The organism is Streptomyces sp. NPDC002181 (assembly GCF_042890485.1).
Classification (GTDB): domain Bacteria; phylum Actinomycetota; class Actinomycetes; order Streptomycetales; family Streptomycetaceae; genus Streptomyces.
This window is the reverse complement of record NZ_JBIASC010000001.1, coordinates 775,159-789,366: the sequence shown is the minus strand read 5'-3', so window position 1 is coordinate 789,366 and position 14,208 is coordinate 775,159. Positions and strand designations below refer to the sequence as shown.

Genomic DNA, 14,208 nt, shown 5'->3' with positions numbered 1-14,208 from the left:
CTTACAGATAAGGAAACGGCGTAGATGAGCATGCAGCACATGGTGAAGGCCCGCAGGGGAGCGGCCGTAGTGCTTGCGGCGGCCTTGGCCCTCGTGCTGACTGGGTGCGGAGGTGGCGGCGACGACAGTAAGTCGAAGACGCCGGAGAAGTCGTCCGCGGCTCAGTCTGGAGGTGGTGCATCGACGCCTGCTCCCAGCGCGGCGCAGTCGTCCGAGCCCACCCAGGTGCTCGCAACGGTGAACGGGGAGGGCGGCATCACCATGGTGATCAACTCCGCCGCTCGCGATGCGGGTGGCTTCCTCACCGTCATCGGTCAGATCAAGAACTCGACAGAGAAGGACTTCACCGGCACCGCCCCTTGGCGAGGCAACGAACTCACCACAGGCGGCGAGTCCGTTGCTGGCGCCACACTGGTCGACAAGGCAGGCAAGAAGCGGTACTACGTCCTGCGGGACACGGACGGCAGGTGTCTTTGCACCACAGGCGTGTCTCGCGTGAAGGGCGGAGCGACCATCCCGTTCTTCGCGCAGTTTCCTGCCCCGCCTGCCAGCGCCACGGAGGTCGACTTCAGCCTCCCCACCTTCGCAACGGCCACCATCAAAATCTCCGGGTGACCCCCATGAATAAACGCCACCGCGTCTCCGCATCCACAGTCGTCGTCGGCCTCGTGATCGCCGGGGCCCACTTCATCGGCGCGACCAGCGCCCACGCCGACGGGGTCAAGCCCTCCGTGCCCCCCGGCACCGAGCCGTCCGCCTCGGCGCCCGTGCCCATCGATTCGAGCTCGCCCGGCCTGAAGATCCCCCAGGGTGGGACCCTGGCTCCGGTCAAGGTGCTGGACATCGCCGAGGTCGTCGAGGACCTCGGTGGGGAGCAGCGGCGGCAGGAGACCAATCAGACCGTCATGATGGCCCTCCAGTCGGAGGTGCTCTTCCCCGAGAACAGCGCCGTCTTCAACGCCCAGGCCGCCGCGCGGATACAGGCCATCGCCAACGAGATCAACACGCAGAAGGCGACCCGCGTCCGGGTCTTCGGGTTCACCGACGACCAGGGCAGCTACGAGCACGGCAAGGAACTCTCCAAGCAGCGCGCCGACGCCGTCCAGGCCGAGCTCGCCAAGACCGTCACCAGCCCCGGCGTCATCTATGACGTGCGCGGCTACAGCGAGGACTACCCGATCGCCGACAACGGCACCGAGGAAGGCCGCAAGAAGAACCGCCGGGTCGAGATCACCTTCCCCCGCACCACCCCCGCCGGCGGCAACTAGGCCGTGGCCGGCCCGCCCCCGGCCCGCATCAGCGTGGCCGCCGCTGCGGCCGCCCGGTGGGCCGGGTCCGGGCCGGGGGTCAGGGCGGCCACCGCCGTGGCGCCCTCGACCAGGATCAGTAGCTGGTCCGCGAGGTCCTCGCGCCCGGGCCCGGCGGCCTCCGCCAGCAGTTCCCGCAGCTCCGCCTTGTGGCGGTGTACGACGTCCAGCACCGCGGCGGGGCCGGTGCCCAGCTCCCCGTACGCGTTCAGGAACGCGCAGCCCCGGAAGTCCGGCTCCGAGAACCACGCGGCCAGCCACGCGAAGACCGCCCCGACCGGATCGCCGGCCTCCGCCACGGCGCCCCGCAGGCTGGCCGTCCACCGCCGGTCGCGGCGGTCGAGGTAGGCCGCGACCAGGGCCTCCTTGGCCGGGAAGACCTTGTAGAGCCGCTTGAGCGGCACGCCCGACTCCGTGCGGATGCGGTCCATGCCGACGGCCTGGATGCCCTCGGCGTAGAACAGCGCCTCCGCCGTGTCCAGCAGCCGGGTCCGGGCCTCTTCGTCGTCCATGAAGGCAGCGTAGCCCAGGATCGCTTGCATTGAGAACGACCGTTCTCTATCGTCCTCCCTCGTGGAGAACGATCGTTCTCAGAGGCTCTCCCACCGAGGTGACCGTCATGACCGATGCCCCCGCCGTGCGCCCGCCCCTGCCGCCCTTCACCGAGGAATCCGCCCGCGCCAAGGTCCAGGCCGCCGAGGACGCCTGGAACAGCCGCGACCCCGAGCGCGTGGCCCTCGCGTACACCGAGGACTCGTTCTGGCGTAACCGCGACCGCTTCCTCAGCGGCCGCGAGGAGATCCGCGAGTTCCTCGCCGAGAAGTGGGAGCGCGAGCTCGACTACCGGCTCCGCAAGGAGCTGTGGGCGTACACCGGCAACCGCATCTCCGTCCGCTTCGAGTACGAGTGGCACGACGCGTCCGGCCAGTGGTGGCGCAGCCACGGAAACGAGCAGTGGGAGTTCGACGGCAACGGGCTGATGCGCCGCCGCGAGGCAAGCATCAACGACATTCCGATCGCCCCCGAGGACCGCCGCCTCACCTGACAGGTGTGCCGTCCGGCGCCCCGAGGTATGTGTCTGCCCGATCGCTCACCCCCCTGTGAGGAGACTCGGCATGGCGGCACGGGCTCGGGTGAACGGCCTGGACCTCTACTACGAGATCGTGGGCGAGGGAGACCCTCTGGTCCTCGTCCACGGCTCGTGGGTCGACCACGAGACCTGGCAGCGCGTCGTCCCCCGCCTCGCGCGATCGTTCCGTGTCCTGGTCTACGACCGCCGTGGCCACAGCCGCAGCGAGCGGCCGCCGGGCCAAGGCAGCCGGCGCCAGGACGAGGACGACCTCGCGTCGCTCATCGAGCTCCTCGGCGCCCCGGCCCACGTGGCCGCGAACTCCTTCGGGGCCTCCACCGCCCTCGGCCTCGCCGCCCGCCGCCCCGAGCTGCTGCGCAGCCTGACCGCGCACGAGCCCCCGCTCATGGGCGTCGTGGGCGACGGGGACCAGGAGCTCCGCCCGGTGCTCCGGGCCATGGAGGCCGCCCTCGACGGCGTCCTCGCGGCCCTGCGGGCCGGCGAGGACCGGGCCGGTGCGCAGCGGTTCGTGGACGAGGTCGTCATCGGACCGGGCGGCTGGGAGCGGCTGCCGGAGCGGTACCGCGCCACGCTCACCGCCAACGCGCCCACCTTCGCGGACGAACACGGCGACCCCGACTGGGCCCGCCTCGACCTCGCCCGCCTCGCCGGCTTCCCGGGCCCCGCGCTGCTGACCTTCGGCAGCGAGAGCCCGCCCTGGTTCCCGGTGATCGTCGGCAAGCTCGCGGCCGCGCTCGGCGGCCGGGCGCGGATGCGGACACTGGCGGGCGACGGTCACGTCCCCCACCTCACCCACCCGGACCGCTACGCCGACGACCTCACGGAGTTCATCGGGTCGAGTCGCGGTGCAGACCCCTGCGGATAGTCCCGTCGCCTCGGAAGGTCATCTCCTGGCGGCCCCCAGTCCGGTCAGGGCCCGGGTGACCAGGTCGGTCTGGTGGTTGGTGCCGGAGAGGTTGGGGTGGAGTGCCGTGCAGGCCTCCCCCGCGGCGGGGATTCTGCGGCAGAGGCCGGACGGCGGGTCGGTCTGGGTGCCGGGGCCGGTGAGGTCGTCCTTGAGCCCGTACATCCACCGCTGGTCCGGGGTCGCGCAGACGCCGTGCCCGGTGCTGGAGGCGTACGTGTCCACGTAGACGGCGCCGGCGAGTTGGGCCTGGGTGCGCAGGACGGTGTTGACCCGGCGCTCCAAGGCGTCGAGGAAGGGCATGTCCGCCTTGGTGACGGTGCCGAGCTGGCGCCAGGAACCGAAGGAGCAGCCGCTGCTGTCCGCGACGACGGCCGGGTATCCGACGACCGCCACCTTGGCGTGCGGGGCGCGGGTCCGGACGTCCTTGAGGGTGGTCGCGAGGTCCGCTTCCAGGGCGGTGAATCCGGCGTCCAGCCGGCTGCGGCCGGGGCCGCGGGTGTAGTGGGTGGAACAGGGGCTGCCGGTCCCGAAGGAGGCGATGCCCTGCTCGATGCATCGCGTGAGGACCTCGACGAAGCCGACGGAGTTGCCGCCGATCCCGAGCGTGACGAGATCGGTGGCGGCGGTGACGGCCTCGATCTGGGCCGGGCGGGGCGCCCAGCCGCCCTTGGGAGGGACGGACGGGGGTCCGGTGAGCTTGGTCTGCGGCTCCAGGACGCCCGCTCTGACCTCGGCGGCGGAACAAGTGACATCGGTCAGGCGGACGTTGAGACGGCGGGCGGTCTGCTGCGGATAGCTGAGGGTGGAGCGGCCGCAGCCGTCGTCGGCGGCCCAGGGCCGCACGAAGGCACCGGCGCTGTACGAGTCGCCCAGGGCGGTGTAGTCGAGGGGGGCCCGGGCGGAGCCGCCGGCGGCGGAAGAAGAAGGGGACAGGGTGGCGGCCAGAGCGGTGAGCGTGACGGCTGCGGTGGTTGCGGTGGCTGCGATGCGCATGGTCCGGCCCTTCGGGTGATGCGCCGGCCCGGGCGGCCGGGCGCATCACCCAAAGTAGCCGATTTGGCTACGGAGAGTAGTCATCCGTGGCCCAAACCCCCGGATCGGGTGATTGCACGTCAGGCGTGCTCCCCGTCAACGCGCCACGCGAGCGGAGGGCGGGTGCGGGCGGGTGCGGGCGGGTGCGGGCGGGCGCGGACCGGCGCGGACGGTCGCGGACGGGCCTCCGCCCTCACGACGCCCGGTGGGCCTGGGTGATGAGGTCCGTCGCGACCTCCAGGGCCGCCTGCCGGGTCTCCTCCGGGTTGCCCTCCACGTGCTGGAGGAACATCATCCCGGCGTGCAGGGTGAAGAGCGCGCTCACGCACCGCACCTGGTCCGCCAGCGGCCCGTCCTCCGTCCGCAACAGCTCCACCAGCGTGAACAGCCGGCGCTTCACGGTCTCGCCGATGCTCAGCTCCCGCATCGTCGCCTGGTTCTCCTGCATGAAGCGGTACAGCGGCGCGCCCGCCGCCATCGCCTCGCTGTAGCGGCGCAGCACCTCGCGCTTCATCTCCAGCGTCCGCGGCTGCCGCTCCGCCCAGTCGATCAGCTCGTCGATCGGCCTGGTCAGGTCCTCGAAGACGCTGATGATGATGTCTTCCTTGGTCTTGAAGTGGTAGTACAGCGCCGCCTTCGTGACGTCCAGCCGCTCCGCGATCTCGCGCAGCGACGTCTTCTCGTACCCCTGCTCGGCGAAGAGCTCCAGCGCGACGTCCTGGATGCGCTGGCGCGTATTGCCGCGGCGCGCCTGCGGACTGCTACTGGACATGGCTCTCCCAAACTACTTACTTGACGCCCGGCTAGTGACGGGTCTACCTTCCCCAGTGTAGTGAACTAGCCGGGCGGCAAGTAAGGGTCCGGAGCGCATGGGTAAACGGGGAGTGACATGGCTGAAAACATAAACGCGGCGGAGATCTCCGAGGGGGTGAAGCCGCGCAGCGTCCGTGTCGTCCTCATGGCACTCATGATCGCAATGCTCCTCGCCATGCTCGACAACATGATCATCGGTACCGCGATGCCGACGATCGTCGGCGAGCTCGGCGGCCTGGAGCACCTCTCCTGGGTGGTCACCGCGTACACGCTGGCCACCGCCGCATCCACCCCCATCTGGGGGAAGATCGGCGACATGTACGGGCGGAAGGGTTCCTTCCTCACCTCCATCGTGATCTTCCTGATCGGCTCCGCGCTCAGCGGCATGGCCCAGGACATGGCCCAGCTGATCGGCTTCCGCGCCGTCCAGGGCCTCGGTGCCGGCGGTCTGATGGTCGGCGTCATGGCGATCATCGGTGACCTGATCCCGCCCCGCGAGCGCGGCAAGTACCAGGGCATGATGGCCGGCGTGATGGCCCTCGCCATGATCGGCGGCCCGCTGGTCGGCGGCACCATCACCGACCACCTCGGCTGGCGCTGGTCCTTCTACATCAACCTGCCGCTCGGCGCCGTCGCCCTCGCGATGGTCACCGCCGTCCTGCACCTGCCGAAGAAGACCGGGGCCCAGCGGCCGAAGATCGACTACCTGGGCGCGGCCCTCCTGACCGTCGCCATCACCTCGACCGTGCTCGTCACGACCTGGGGCGGCACCGAGTACGCGTGGGCCTCCGGCCAGATCATCGGCCTGATCGTCGTCGGCGTCGTGTCGATCGCGGCCTTCCTCTACGCCGAGACCAAGGCCGCCGAGCCGGTCATGCCGCTGCACATCTTCCGCAGCCGCAACTTCACGCTCATGTCGGTCATCGGCTTCCTCGTCGGCTTCGCGATGTTCGGCGGCGTGCTCTACCTGCCGCTGTTCCAGCAGTCGGTCCAGGGCGCCTCCGCCACCAACTCCGGCCTGCTGCTCCTGCCGATGCTGCTCTCGATGATGGTCGTCTCGCTGATCGCGGGCCGGGTCACCACCAGCAGCGGCAAGTACAAGGTCTTCCCGATCGCGGGCGGCGCGCTCATGGTCGTGGGGCTCTTCCTGCTCGCGCAGATGGACACCGAGACCACCCGCCTGATGTCCGGCGTCTACATGGCCATCCTCGGCGCGGGCCTCGGCTTCCTGATGCAGATCACCATGCTGGTCGCGCAGAACAGCGTGGACATGAAGGACATGGGCGTCGCGTCCTCCTCGGCCACCCTCTTCCGTACGCTCGGCGGCTCGTTCGGCGTGGCCCTCATGGGCTCGCTGTTCACCAGCCAGGTCACCCAGACCATGACCGACCGCCTCGGTCCGGGCGCCGCCACCGCCGCGGGCTCCGCCCAGCTCGACGCGGCCAGCCTGGCCAAGCTGGAGCCGACGATCCGCGAGGCCTACCAGCACGCGGTCGCCGCCGGTACGCACTCGGCGTTCCTCCTCGGTGCGGGCGTCGCCGTACTGGGCTTCGTGGCCGCCTGGTTCGTCAAGGAGGTCCCGCTGCGGGGCGCGGGTCCGGCCAAGGACGGCAACGCGGCCGACGGCAGCGGGGCGCAGGCTCCGGCGGCGGAGTCCCTCGCCCACTGACCCCAGGCACCCTCCGAACCCCGGCAGCCTCACGGTTTCCTCGGTTCACTTGGTTCACTCGGTTCACCAGCCCGGCCCCGGCGGATTTCCGCCGGGGCCGGGTTTTTTCACGGGCCGGAGCCGTTGTGTGCGGGGTGGATGAGTACGCGTGGTGCGGGGGAGGTTGATCTGGTTCCGTCCTGTTTCAGGTGGGGTCCAAATCGGGATGATCGATGACCAAGGTCCTATTAGCTGGATTTTATGGCGGAATTGGCGGGAACCCGTCTGCCTCACGGGTCGTCATGGAGAGGAGAGCGCAGACACACGCGGACGGGGAGGGGACGGTCCATGGGCTTCATGACGCGCGCGAACGGGCAGGGCATCCGGGGCGGGGCGGTCGTCGTGGCGGCGGCCGCCGCGGTGGCCGGGACGGTGTGGGGAGTGGCGACCTTCGTGGGGCCGGGCCAGGCCACCGGGCAGCGGCCGGCGCACGAGAACGCGTCACGCCGGAGCGAAACACCCGCCACCCCCGCCACCCCCGACGACGGTGCGAAGGGCGGTGCCCAGGGCGCGGGCGGCGCACCCCGGTCCGGTGTACCCGAGGGCATAGCCCACGCCTCCGAGAGCGGAGGCAACGCCGTCAACATCACCATCGACGACGGCCCGGACCCCCAGTGGACCCCCAAGGTCCTCGCCGTGCTGAAGAAGTACGAGGTCAAGGCGACGTTCTGCATGATCGGACCACAGGCCAAGGCCCACCCCGACCTCGTCAAGAGCGTCGTCGCCGCCGGCCACCGGCTCTGCGACCACACCATGAACCACGACACGGGCATGGGCAAGAAGCCCGTCGCCTACCAGGAGCAGCAGATCCTGGACGCGAAGAAGATGATCGAGGACGCGGCGGGCGGCGGTGCCAAGGTGGAGTACTACCGCGCCCCCGGCGGCGCGTTCACCCCCGACAGCCGCCGCATCGCCGCCGCGAACGGCATGCGCCCGCTCGGCTGGAACGTCGACACCAAGGACTTCGGGAAGCCGGGCGTCGCCGCCATCGTCAAGGCGGTCAAGAGCGAGATCGGCAACGGCCCGACCGTCCTCTTCCACGACGGCGGCGGCAACCGCGCCCAGACCGTCGAGGCACTCGACCAGGTGCTGGCCTGGCTGAAGGACCAGGGCCGTCCCACCGGGTTCCCCGTCCGCACCGCCCCGGACGGCTCCTGACACGCCGTCCGGCGGCGAACGGGTGAAGGTCGCCGCCCCGCCGCCGTCCGCGGTGTTCCCTGGTCGCGCACACAGCCCGCCCGTACGCCGCGCGGCGGCCCGTACGACGCCGCACGCCCGCCCGCGCGGCGACTCGTACGACGCCACGCGGCGGCTCGTACGACCGCCCAGGACCCAGGAGACCCCCGTGATCGCGCCGAACCAGCTGACCGACCCCACCGTCCGCGCCTTCGTCACCGCCGTCAACGCCGGCGACCAGAGCGCCTTCTCCGCCCTCCTCACCCCCAGCGCCACGATGTCCGACGACGGTTCGGACCGCGACGTCGCCCAGTGGGCCGAGAAGGAGATCTGGTCCGCCAACGGGCACATGGACGTCGTGAGCGAGTCGGACGGCGGCCTCGCCCTCATCGTCGACTACCGCAACGACACCTGGGGCGAGATGCGCACCGCCTGGCGGTTCGTCACCGACAGCGGCCGCATCGGCCGCTTCGAGACCGGCCAGGCCTGAGCGGCCCCCGCCGCCCGCACGCCCGTCCCGTACGGGTGAAAGCGCGCCCGGGCTCGTTCCGGCCCCCGCCGGCCCCCGTTGGACCGGGCATGAAGCGCACCCGCACCGCAGCCATCGCCCTCGCCGCCGCCGCGGCGGCCCTCGCCCCCGCTCTCGGCCAGGCCGCCGCCACCGCCGCCGACGGCTCGTACCTCCAGGACCCGGCCGGCGGCGAGAAGACGATGAAATCGCAGTGGACCAAGGACGAGATGCACAAGGTGGAGGGGCAGCTCCGCTTCTACCCCGGAGTGCAGTACAAGACGGTGACCCGCCCCGGCCCCTCGGGCGCCCCGGACTACGAGCGGAAGGTCGCCGACCCCAAGACCCTGGCCTGGCAGCCCTCGTTCGACTTCGGCTGGACGGTGTCGGACTCGACGCTGGTGAAGAAGGCGGTGACCACGAAGGACGGCAAGCACCCGATCGTCGTGCACGCCGTACTGCGCCGCGCCTCGGACCGTGCCAAGGCGGTCGAGGTGCACCAGGAGCTGGCCAACCGGCCGGCGACGGGGCGCGCCAAGGTCCCGGGAGGAAAGCGGATCGCATGCGACACCGGCGAGTACACGGTGGAGTGGTCGGTCACGCGCTCGGGCTACGGGACGCTCACGGGAACGCTGCGCTGGGACTCCAGCTGTGAGCAGTACCGGACGGCGTTCTCGACGGAGAACGGCAAGGTCTGATCCGGAGGCGAGGGGGGGGGAGGGGGGAACGGGGGAACGGGAAGGACAGCGAAGGGAGAAGAAGGAAAGGGCCGGCCGCCCCGCGAGCACCTTGTGGGTGGTCGGCGGCGACTGGTCCGCGGCCTTGGATCAAGAGCCGTTGCAGCCATTCTGTCGCATGGGATGGGGTGCGGCAGGGTCGAAAGTCCTGTGTCGGACGGGATGTTCGGCGTTTTCCACGGTCAGTGCTTCGTCTTGCGCGCCTCGTTCGCCGTGGCGGCGATCTCCTCCAGCACCGTCTTCGGGTCGCCGTTCGGCTCCACGGCCCGCCCGATGTTGCGCTTGATCGTGTCGCTGACCGTCACCCACGACGGGTCGTTCACCGGGTACAACTGCGCGCCGCGCAGGGCGGTCAGGAAGAACTGGTCGTTGCTGTCCAGGCCGGCGCCCGAAGGGTTGCGGGAGGCCGAGACGGTCGACGGCAGCAGGTGGTAGCGGCCCGCGAAGTCCGACAGGTTCTTGTCCTCGTAGATGAAGTCGAGGAACTTGCCGATCTCCGCGCGCTTGCCGTGCTGCTTGAACGCCATCATCCAGTCGGCGACGCCCACGGCCGGCGGGCTCTCCCCGGAGCCGAGGCTGTCCGCGACCGGCATGGGGACGGTGCGCACGTCGATGCCCTTGGCGCGCGCCTCGTGCAGGAGCTGCGGGTAGCCGTTCAGCATGCCGACCTCGCCGCGCGTGAACGCGGCGAAGGCGTCGGCGCGGTTGAGCCGGGACGGCGGAACGGGTCCGGTCAGGCCGGGGCCGACCAGATTGTCCTTGAGCCAGCGGAAGGTCTGGATGTTCTGGTCCGAGGCCAGGTTGTAGTTGCCGCTGCTGTCGGAGTAGCCGCCTCCGTTGCTGAGCTCCCAGATCATCGCCTCGGCATGCGCCTCCTCCGGGCCCAGGGGGAGCGCGTACGGGTACTTGACGCCCTTCTCCTTGAGCGCCTTGGCGGCGGACTTCAGGTCGGACCAGGTCTTGGGCTCGCTGACGCCGGCCTGTTTGAAGAGGCCCTGGTTGTAGAAGAGGAGCCGGCTGCTCGCCACCCAGGGCAGGCCGTAGAGGGTGTTGCCGACCGAGCCGGCCTCGGCCAGCGGCTGGAGGAAGTTGGCCTCGGCGGTGACCGAGAGCAGTTCGTCCGCGGAATAGAGCTTGTCCTGCGCCGCGAAGTCCGAGTAAGAGCCCATGAGGGCCATGTCCGGCGCATTGCCGGCCTTGACCATACGGGAGACCTCGCGGTCGATGTCCGCCCAGGGCAGGAGTTGGACCTGAACCTTGATACCGGGGTTGGCGTTGGTGAAATCCTCCGTCACCTTGTCCCAGAAGGCTTTGGAACTGGTGGCCTGGGTGTCCCCGTATTCCGCGGCGACCAGACGGAGCGTACCGCTGTCACCTGCACTGTTGTCTGAATCGCCGCATCCGGACAGTGGGATCAGCAGACCGAGCACGACTGCGGTCGCACGCGGGCCGAAGATTCTTCGTTGCACGGGTGTATTCCCCTGAATTTCTTTTGAGTCCCGTTACTACTTATGAGTTGCTCCGGGCTGGGGTGTCCGTCCGTGGCCCGTTGGCCGGAATTCTCTCCTGTGTGGGGGCGGTTGGTTCCATTGGGGCGGAACTTGTGGTCAATGCTCCAAGTGCGGCTTTTCCGGCTGGTGTTTTCCGATATGTGATCAACAAATCGGACGCGCGTAGACATGCCGAATCGCCCGATTCCGGCCCATTGGGCCGCTGGAACGGGTGAGGGGTCCGGATCAGGTCAGGGAGCCGGCCGGAGCCGGAGCCGGAGCCAGATCCGGAGTCAGATCCGGAGCCGGCGCCTTCGGTCGGGGCCGTCAGTCGGCGAAGTCGCCCGCGTACGGGTCGGGCTCGCCCGTCTCGGGGTTGCGTCCCTCCTGCCAGCGCCGCTGGGCCTTGCGCCAGTGCACGAAGCTGAGGTGGCCGCCGTCCCAGAAGGTGATGCTGACCGGGCTCACGTCGAACTCGTCGGAGCAGAGCCGGTACAGGAACTCCGCCATGCCGTACGGATACACGGCGAAGGCGTCGGCGGTGTGCCGGCCGGCCACCAGGACCGGCCAGCGGTCCGGATCGGGGTCGGTCGTGAGCCAGCAGAGGATGTCGGAGCCGCCCGTGACGCCCCACGCGATGATCGACTCGGGGTCGACGCCGAAGGCGGCCCGGCCGCCCTCCGCCTCCCAGAGCTGGCGGGCGTTGGCGGTCTCCTCGGCCATCTCGGCCGGGTCCCACTGGAGGCCGGGCTTGGGGAGCGGAAGGAGGATGCTGGCCTCGCCGTTGATGGAGCCGGCGCCGAAGCGGCCCATGAAGGCGACGAAGTCGGCCGGGAACCGGGTGCGCCAGGTGGCCTCGGCCGCCGGCCAGTCGACGTCCTCGTCGGCGCCGTGCGTCGCCGGCATGATCTGCTCCAGCGCCTTGATCCGCGCGTTCTCCGTCATGCCGCTCCCCTGAGACCCCAGCTCAACCGCCCCAACCTACCGCCGTCCCCGCGCGGCGCCTAGCCGCCGCTGAGACGGCGGTAGGGCGTGCGGCCGGCCGTCAGCCCCTCGACGTGCAACAGGGAGCCGACCCGCAGGCCCCAGGCGGCCATGGCGCCCGCCTCGGCCTCCAGGACGTGCCGGGAGCGGAGCCGGGGCAGGCCCAGGCGGTTCGGCGCCATGGTGGCCAGGGCGATGACGCGCAGGCGGCGGTCGAGGTACGCCACGTCGATCGCGAACCGCATCCGGAACGTGTGCACGCTCCCGGCCGGGGTCAGGAGCAGGGCTGCGCCGGGGATGCCGTCGCGGCCGAGGAGCCCGCGGGTGCGGGCCCGGTAGGAGGCCGCGATCTCCAGGGGCACCGCCGGCAGGTCCGGCCCGAGCCGGAGAAGGCCTTCGCTGGTGGTCATGGCGGCAGGGTAGAGCCGGCGGCGTGGGGACGGTTAGGCCCCCGGGCCCATGCGGGTGCCGGAGCCTGCGCCTACCGTCGGCGGATGGGCCTGCTCGTGATCACCGCCGCGGCGGTCGCCTACGGCGTGGCCGCGGGGCTGCTGCTGCCGCGGGCGGCGTACCGGCTGTCGGTCGAACCGGATGCCCGGTGGCGCGACCGGTGCCCCGAAGGCCACCCCGTTCCCGGCTGGCTGGGCCTGCCCCGCTGCCGGGCCGGCGGGGCCGGGCCCGCCGCCCACCGCTACGGCGCGCCGCTCACCTGGACCGCCGCCCTCACCGGAGTGCTGTGCGGGGTACTGGGAGGAGCCGTCGGGGCGCGGCCCGAAGCGGTGGTGTTCGTGGCCGCGGCGCCGGTACTGCTCCTGCTGGGCCTCGTGGACCTCGCCGTACAGCGGCTGCCCGACGTGCTGACCCTGCCCCTGGCCGCGGCCCTCGCCCTCGGACTCGGGGGAGCCGCGCTGCTGCCCGGCGCCGCGGGGTCCTGGACGGGGGCGCTGGCCGGCGGGGGCGTGCTCGCGGGGGCGTACCTCCTGCTCTTCCTCGTCAACCCCGCCGGCATGGGCTTCGGCGACGTCAAGCTGGCGCTCGCCCTCGGGGTCACTCTTGGGTGGTACGGCTGGGGGGTATGGGCCGCCGGAGCCTTCCTCGGGTTCCTCTACGGCGCCCTGTACGGGCTCGCCCTTGTGCTGCGGGGCTCCGCGGGCCGCCGGACGGCGTTCCCGTTCGGCCCCTTCATGGCCGCCGGAGCACTCACCGGAGTGCTGCTGGGCGGTTTCGGAGCGTAATCATCTTGCGCCGATGCACGCATCAGGCTTTACGAAGGGTTATGGTGGAACCCCCCCCTCGGGCCGGTCCGTATCCCCCCCACGGACCGGCCCGTTTTTTGTTTCCACCACCCCACGCCCAAAAGCGCAGGTCAGCCGCGCTGGGCCCAGATGTTGGTGCCGGGGGTGGACACCGCGAAGGAGTCGATCTCCTTCAACTCCTCCTCGGAGAGCGGCGCACCGCCCAGTGCGGCCACGTTCTGCTCCAGCTGGGAGACGCTCGAAGCGCCGATCAGGGCCGAGGTCATCCGCTCGTCCCGGAGCACCCAGTTCAGTGCCAGCTGCGCCAGCGACTGCCCGCGGCGCACCGCGATCTCGTTCAGACCGGCCAGGCGGCGCACCACGTCCTGCGACAGCAGGTCCGGGTTCAGGGACTTGCCCGCTGCCGCCCGGGAGTCCTCCGGGATGCCCTTCAGGTACTTGCCGGTCAGCAGCCCCTGCGCGAGCGGGGCGAAGGAGATGCAGCCCATGCCGGCCTCCTCCAGGGTGTCCAGCAGCCCGTCCTCCTCCGTCCAGCGGTTGATCATGGAGTAAGAGGGCTGGTGGATGAGCGGGCGGACGCCCATCTCGCGCAGGATCCGCGCGGCCTCGGCCGTCTGGGCGGCCGTGTAGGAGGACACGCCCACGTACAGCGCCTTGCCCTGCTGGACCGCGGACGCGAGCGCGCCCATGGTCTCCTCCAGCGGGGTCTCCGGGTCGAAGCGGTGCGAGTAGAAGATGTCGACGTAGTCCACGCCCATCCGCTTCAGCGAGGCGTCGAGCGAGCTCATCAGGTACTTGCGGCTGCCCCACTCGCCGTAGGGCCCCTCGTGCATGAAGTAGCCGGCCTTGGTGGAGAGGATCAGCTGGTCGCGGTAGGAGGCGAAGTCCTGCGCGAAGATCTTCCCGAAGTTGAGCTCGGCCGAGCCGGGGGGCGGGCCGTAGTTGTTCGCCAGGTCGAAGTGGGTGACACCGAGGTCGAAGGCCCGGCGAAGGATCGCCCGCTGGGACTCCAGGGACTTGTCGTCGCCGAAGTTGTGCCAGAGGCCGAGGGAGATGGCGGGGAGCTTGAGGCCGCTGTGGCCGGTGCGTCGGTACTCCATGGAGTCGTAGCGCGAGGGCTCTGCCCGATAGGGATTGTTATCAGTCACGTTGTCCTCCCTATCACGGACTTGTGACAGACCGAGTTGGGTACCCGATCCC

Annotated in this window: 16 protein-coding genes; 9 read left to right on the top strand and 7 right to left on the bottom strand. The window is 70.6% G+C overall.

The genetic code is table 11. The annotated features are described in order from the left end of the window. The first annotated feature begins 24 nt into the window (after positions 1–24). Both ACFYXV_RS03585 and ACFYXV_RS03580 read left to right on the top strand, forming a co-directional pair. A complete protein-coding gene (locus tag ACFYXV_RS03585) occupies positions 25–615 on the top strand; it encodes a hypothetical protein (protein ID WP_389381920.1) in 591 nt (196 codons plus the stop codon). A gap of 5 nt (positions 616–620) precedes the next feature. Beyond that, complete coding sequence (locus tag ACFYXV_RS03580; RefSeq protein ID WP_389382113.1) at positions 621–1,268, top strand: OmpA family protein; 648 nt, start codon at positions 621–623, stop codon at positions 1,266–1,268. On the opposite strand, the gene ACFYXV_RS03575 is transcribed toward ACFYXV_RS03580, so the two are convergent. After that, positions 1,265–1,819, bottom strand: a complete 555-nt coding sequence (locus tag ACFYXV_RS03575; protein WP_385465425.1) for a TetR/AcrR family transcriptional regulator — start codon at positions 1,817–1,819, stop codon at positions 1,265–1,267. The genes ACFYXV_RS03580 and ACFYXV_RS03575 overlap by 4 nt on opposite strands. A 107-nt stretch (positions 1,820–1,926) precedes the next feature. On the opposite strand from ACFYXV_RS03575, the gene ACFYXV_RS03570 reads away from it, so the two are divergent. Both ACFYXV_RS03570 and ACFYXV_RS03565 read left to right on the top strand, forming a co-directional pair. Then, positions 1,927–2,352 (top strand): nuclear transport factor 2 family protein, encoded by a 426-nt coding sequence (locus ACFYXV_RS03570; protein ID WP_389381919.1) that lies wholly within the window; start codon positions 1,927–1,929, stop codon positions 2,350–2,352. Between the two features lie 70 nt (positions 2,353–2,422). Beyond that, positions 2,423–3,262 carry an alpha/beta fold hydrolase gene (locus ACFYXV_RS03565; RefSeq protein WP_389381918.1) on the top strand — a complete coding sequence of 280 codons (840 nt, stop codon included), beginning with the start codon at positions 2,423–2,425 and terminating at the stop codon, positions 3,260–3,262. Between the two features lie 18 nt (positions 3,263–3,280). Here the strand turns inward: ACFYXV_RS03565 and ACFYXV_RS03560 are convergent, their stop codons facing one another. Beyond that, positions 3,281–4,297, bottom strand: a complete 1,017-nt coding sequence (locus tag ACFYXV_RS03560; protein WP_385465430.1) for an SGNH/GDSL hydrolase family protein — start codon at positions 4,295–4,297, stop codon at positions 3,281–3,283. Positions 4,298–4,529: 232 nt separating this feature from the next. Beyond that, positions 4,530–5,108 (bottom strand): TetR/AcrR family transcriptional regulator, encoded by a 579-nt coding sequence (locus ACFYXV_RS03555; protein WP_385465433.1) that lies wholly within the window; start codon positions 5,106–5,108, stop codon positions 4,530–4,532. A gap of 117 nt (positions 5,109–5,225) precedes the next feature. Between ACFYXV_RS03555 and ACFYXV_RS03550 the strand changes: the two genes are divergently transcribed. From ACFYXV_RS03550 to ACFYXV_RS03535, 4 genes are all read left to right on the top strand, one after another. Continuing rightward, on the top strand, positions 5,226–6,818 hold the full coding sequence (locus tag ACFYXV_RS03550; RefSeq protein ID WP_389381917.1) for an MDR family MFS transporter: 1,593 nt from the start codon (positions 5,226–5,228) through the stop codon (positions 6,816–6,818). Positions 6,819–7,154: 336 nt separating this feature from the next. Beyond that, the gene (locus tag ACFYXV_RS03545; protein WP_389381916.1) at positions 7,155–8,015 is read left to right on the top strand and encodes a polysaccharide deacetylase family protein; all 861 of its coding nucleotides are present in this window, start codon (positions 7,155–7,157) and stop codon (positions 8,013–8,015) included. A gap of 187 nt (positions 8,016–8,202) precedes the next feature. Next, a complete protein-coding gene (locus ACFYXV_RS03540; protein ID WP_385465438.1) occupies positions 8,203–8,523 on the top strand; it encodes a nuclear transport factor 2 family protein in 321 nt (106 codons plus the stop codon). Positions 8,524–8,612: 89 nt separating this feature from the next. Beyond that, complete coding sequence (locus ACFYXV_RS03535; RefSeq protein ID WP_383340853.1) at positions 8,613–9,239, top strand: hypothetical protein; 627 nt, start codon at positions 8,613–8,615, stop codon at positions 9,237–9,239. Positions 9,240–9,460: 221 nt separating this feature from the next. Here ACFYXV_RS03535 and ACFYXV_RS03530 read toward each other — a convergent pair whose 3' ends face one another. The 3 genes from ACFYXV_RS03530 to ACFYXV_RS03520 all read right to left on the bottom strand — a co-directional run bounded on the left by ACFYXV_RS03530 (position 9,461) and on the right by ACFYXV_RS03520 (position 12,162). Beyond that, positions 9,461–10,747, bottom strand: coding sequence for an ABC transporter substrate-binding protein (locus tag ACFYXV_RS03530; RefSeq protein ID WP_389381915.1), 1,287 nt, complete (start codon positions 10,745–10,747; stop codon positions 9,461–9,463). A gap of 348 nt (positions 10,748–11,095) precedes the next feature. After that, complete coding sequence (locus ACFYXV_RS03525; protein ID WP_383340847.1) at positions 11,096–11,713, bottom strand: SMI1/KNR4 family protein; 618 nt, start codon at positions 11,711–11,713, stop codon at positions 11,096–11,098. 59 nt (positions 11,714–11,772) lie between these two features. After that, positions 11,773–12,162, bottom strand: coding sequence for a DUF192 domain-containing protein (locus ACFYXV_RS03520; protein ID WP_385465447.1), 390 nt, complete (start codon positions 12,160–12,162; stop codon positions 11,773–11,775). 84 nt (positions 12,163–12,246) lie between these two features. On the opposite strand from ACFYXV_RS03520, the gene ACFYXV_RS03515 reads away from it, so the two are divergent. Then, complete coding sequence (locus tag ACFYXV_RS03515) at positions 12,247–12,987, top strand: prepilin peptidase (protein ID WP_389381914.1); 741 nt, start codon at positions 12,247–12,249, stop codon at positions 12,985–12,987. 131 nt (positions 12,988–13,118) lie between these two features. Here ACFYXV_RS03515 and mgrA read toward each other — a convergent pair whose 3' ends face one another. After that, positions 13,119–14,156, bottom strand: a complete 1,038-nt coding sequence (mgrA, locus tag ACFYXV_RS03510; RefSeq protein WP_383340838.1) for an L-glyceraldehyde 3-phosphate reductase — start codon at positions 14,154–14,156, stop codon at positions 13,119–13,121. Positions 14,157–14,208 lie beyond the last annotated feature (52 nt).

Bases quoted from the DNA above. Each gene is read 5' to 3' on its own strand.
- ACFYXV_RS03585 (WP_389381920.1), top strand. From the start codon at position 25: ATGAGCATGCAGCACATGGTGAAGGCCCGCAGGGGAGCGGCCGTAGTG.
- ACFYXV_RS03580 (WP_389382113.1), top strand. From the start codon at position 621: ATGAATAAACGCCACCGCGTCTCCGCATCCACAGTCGTCGTCGGCCTC.
- ACFYXV_RS03575 (WP_385465425.1), bottom strand. From the start codon at position 1,819: ATGGACGACGAAGAGGCCCGGACCCGGCTGCTGGACACGGCGGAGGCG.
- ACFYXV_RS03570 (WP_389381919.1), top strand. From the start codon at position 1,927: ATGACCGATGCCCCCGCCGTGCGCCCGCCCCTGCCGCCCTTCACCGAG.
- ACFYXV_RS03565 (WP_389381918.1), top strand. From the start codon at position 2,423: ATGGCGGCACGGGCTCGGGTGAACGGCCTGGACCTCTACTACGAGATC.
- ACFYXV_RS03560 (WP_385465430.1), bottom strand. From the start codon at position 4,297: ATGCGCATCGCAGCCACCGCAACCACCGCAGCCGTCACGCTCACCGCT.
- ACFYXV_RS03555 (WP_385465433.1), bottom strand. From the start codon at position 5,108: ATGTCCAGTAGCAGTCCGCAGGCGCGCCGCGGCAATACGCGCCAGCGC.
- ACFYXV_RS03550 (WP_389381917.1), top strand. From the start codon at position 5,226: ATGGCTGAAAACATAAACGCGGCGGAGATCTCCGAGGGGGTGAAGCCG.
- ACFYXV_RS03545 (WP_389381916.1), top strand. From the start codon at position 7,155: ATGACGCGCGCGAACGGGCAGGGCATCCGGGGCGGGGCGGTCGTCGTG.
- ACFYXV_RS03535 (WP_383340853.1), top strand. From the start codon at position 8,613: ATGAAGCGCACCCGCACCGCAGCCATCGCCCTCGCCGCCGCCGCGGCG.
- ACFYXV_RS03525 (WP_383340847.1), bottom strand. From the start codon at position 11,713: ATGACGGAGAACGCGCGGATCAAGGCGCTGGAGCAGATCATGCCGGCG.
- ACFYXV_RS03520 (WP_385465447.1), bottom strand. From the start codon at position 12,162: ATGACCACCAGCGAAGGCCTTCTCCGGCTCGGGCCGGACCTGCCGGCG.
- ACFYXV_RS03515 (WP_389381914.1), top strand. From the start codon at position 12,247: ATGGGCCTGCTCGTGATCACCGCCGCGGCGGTCGCCTACGGCGTGGCC.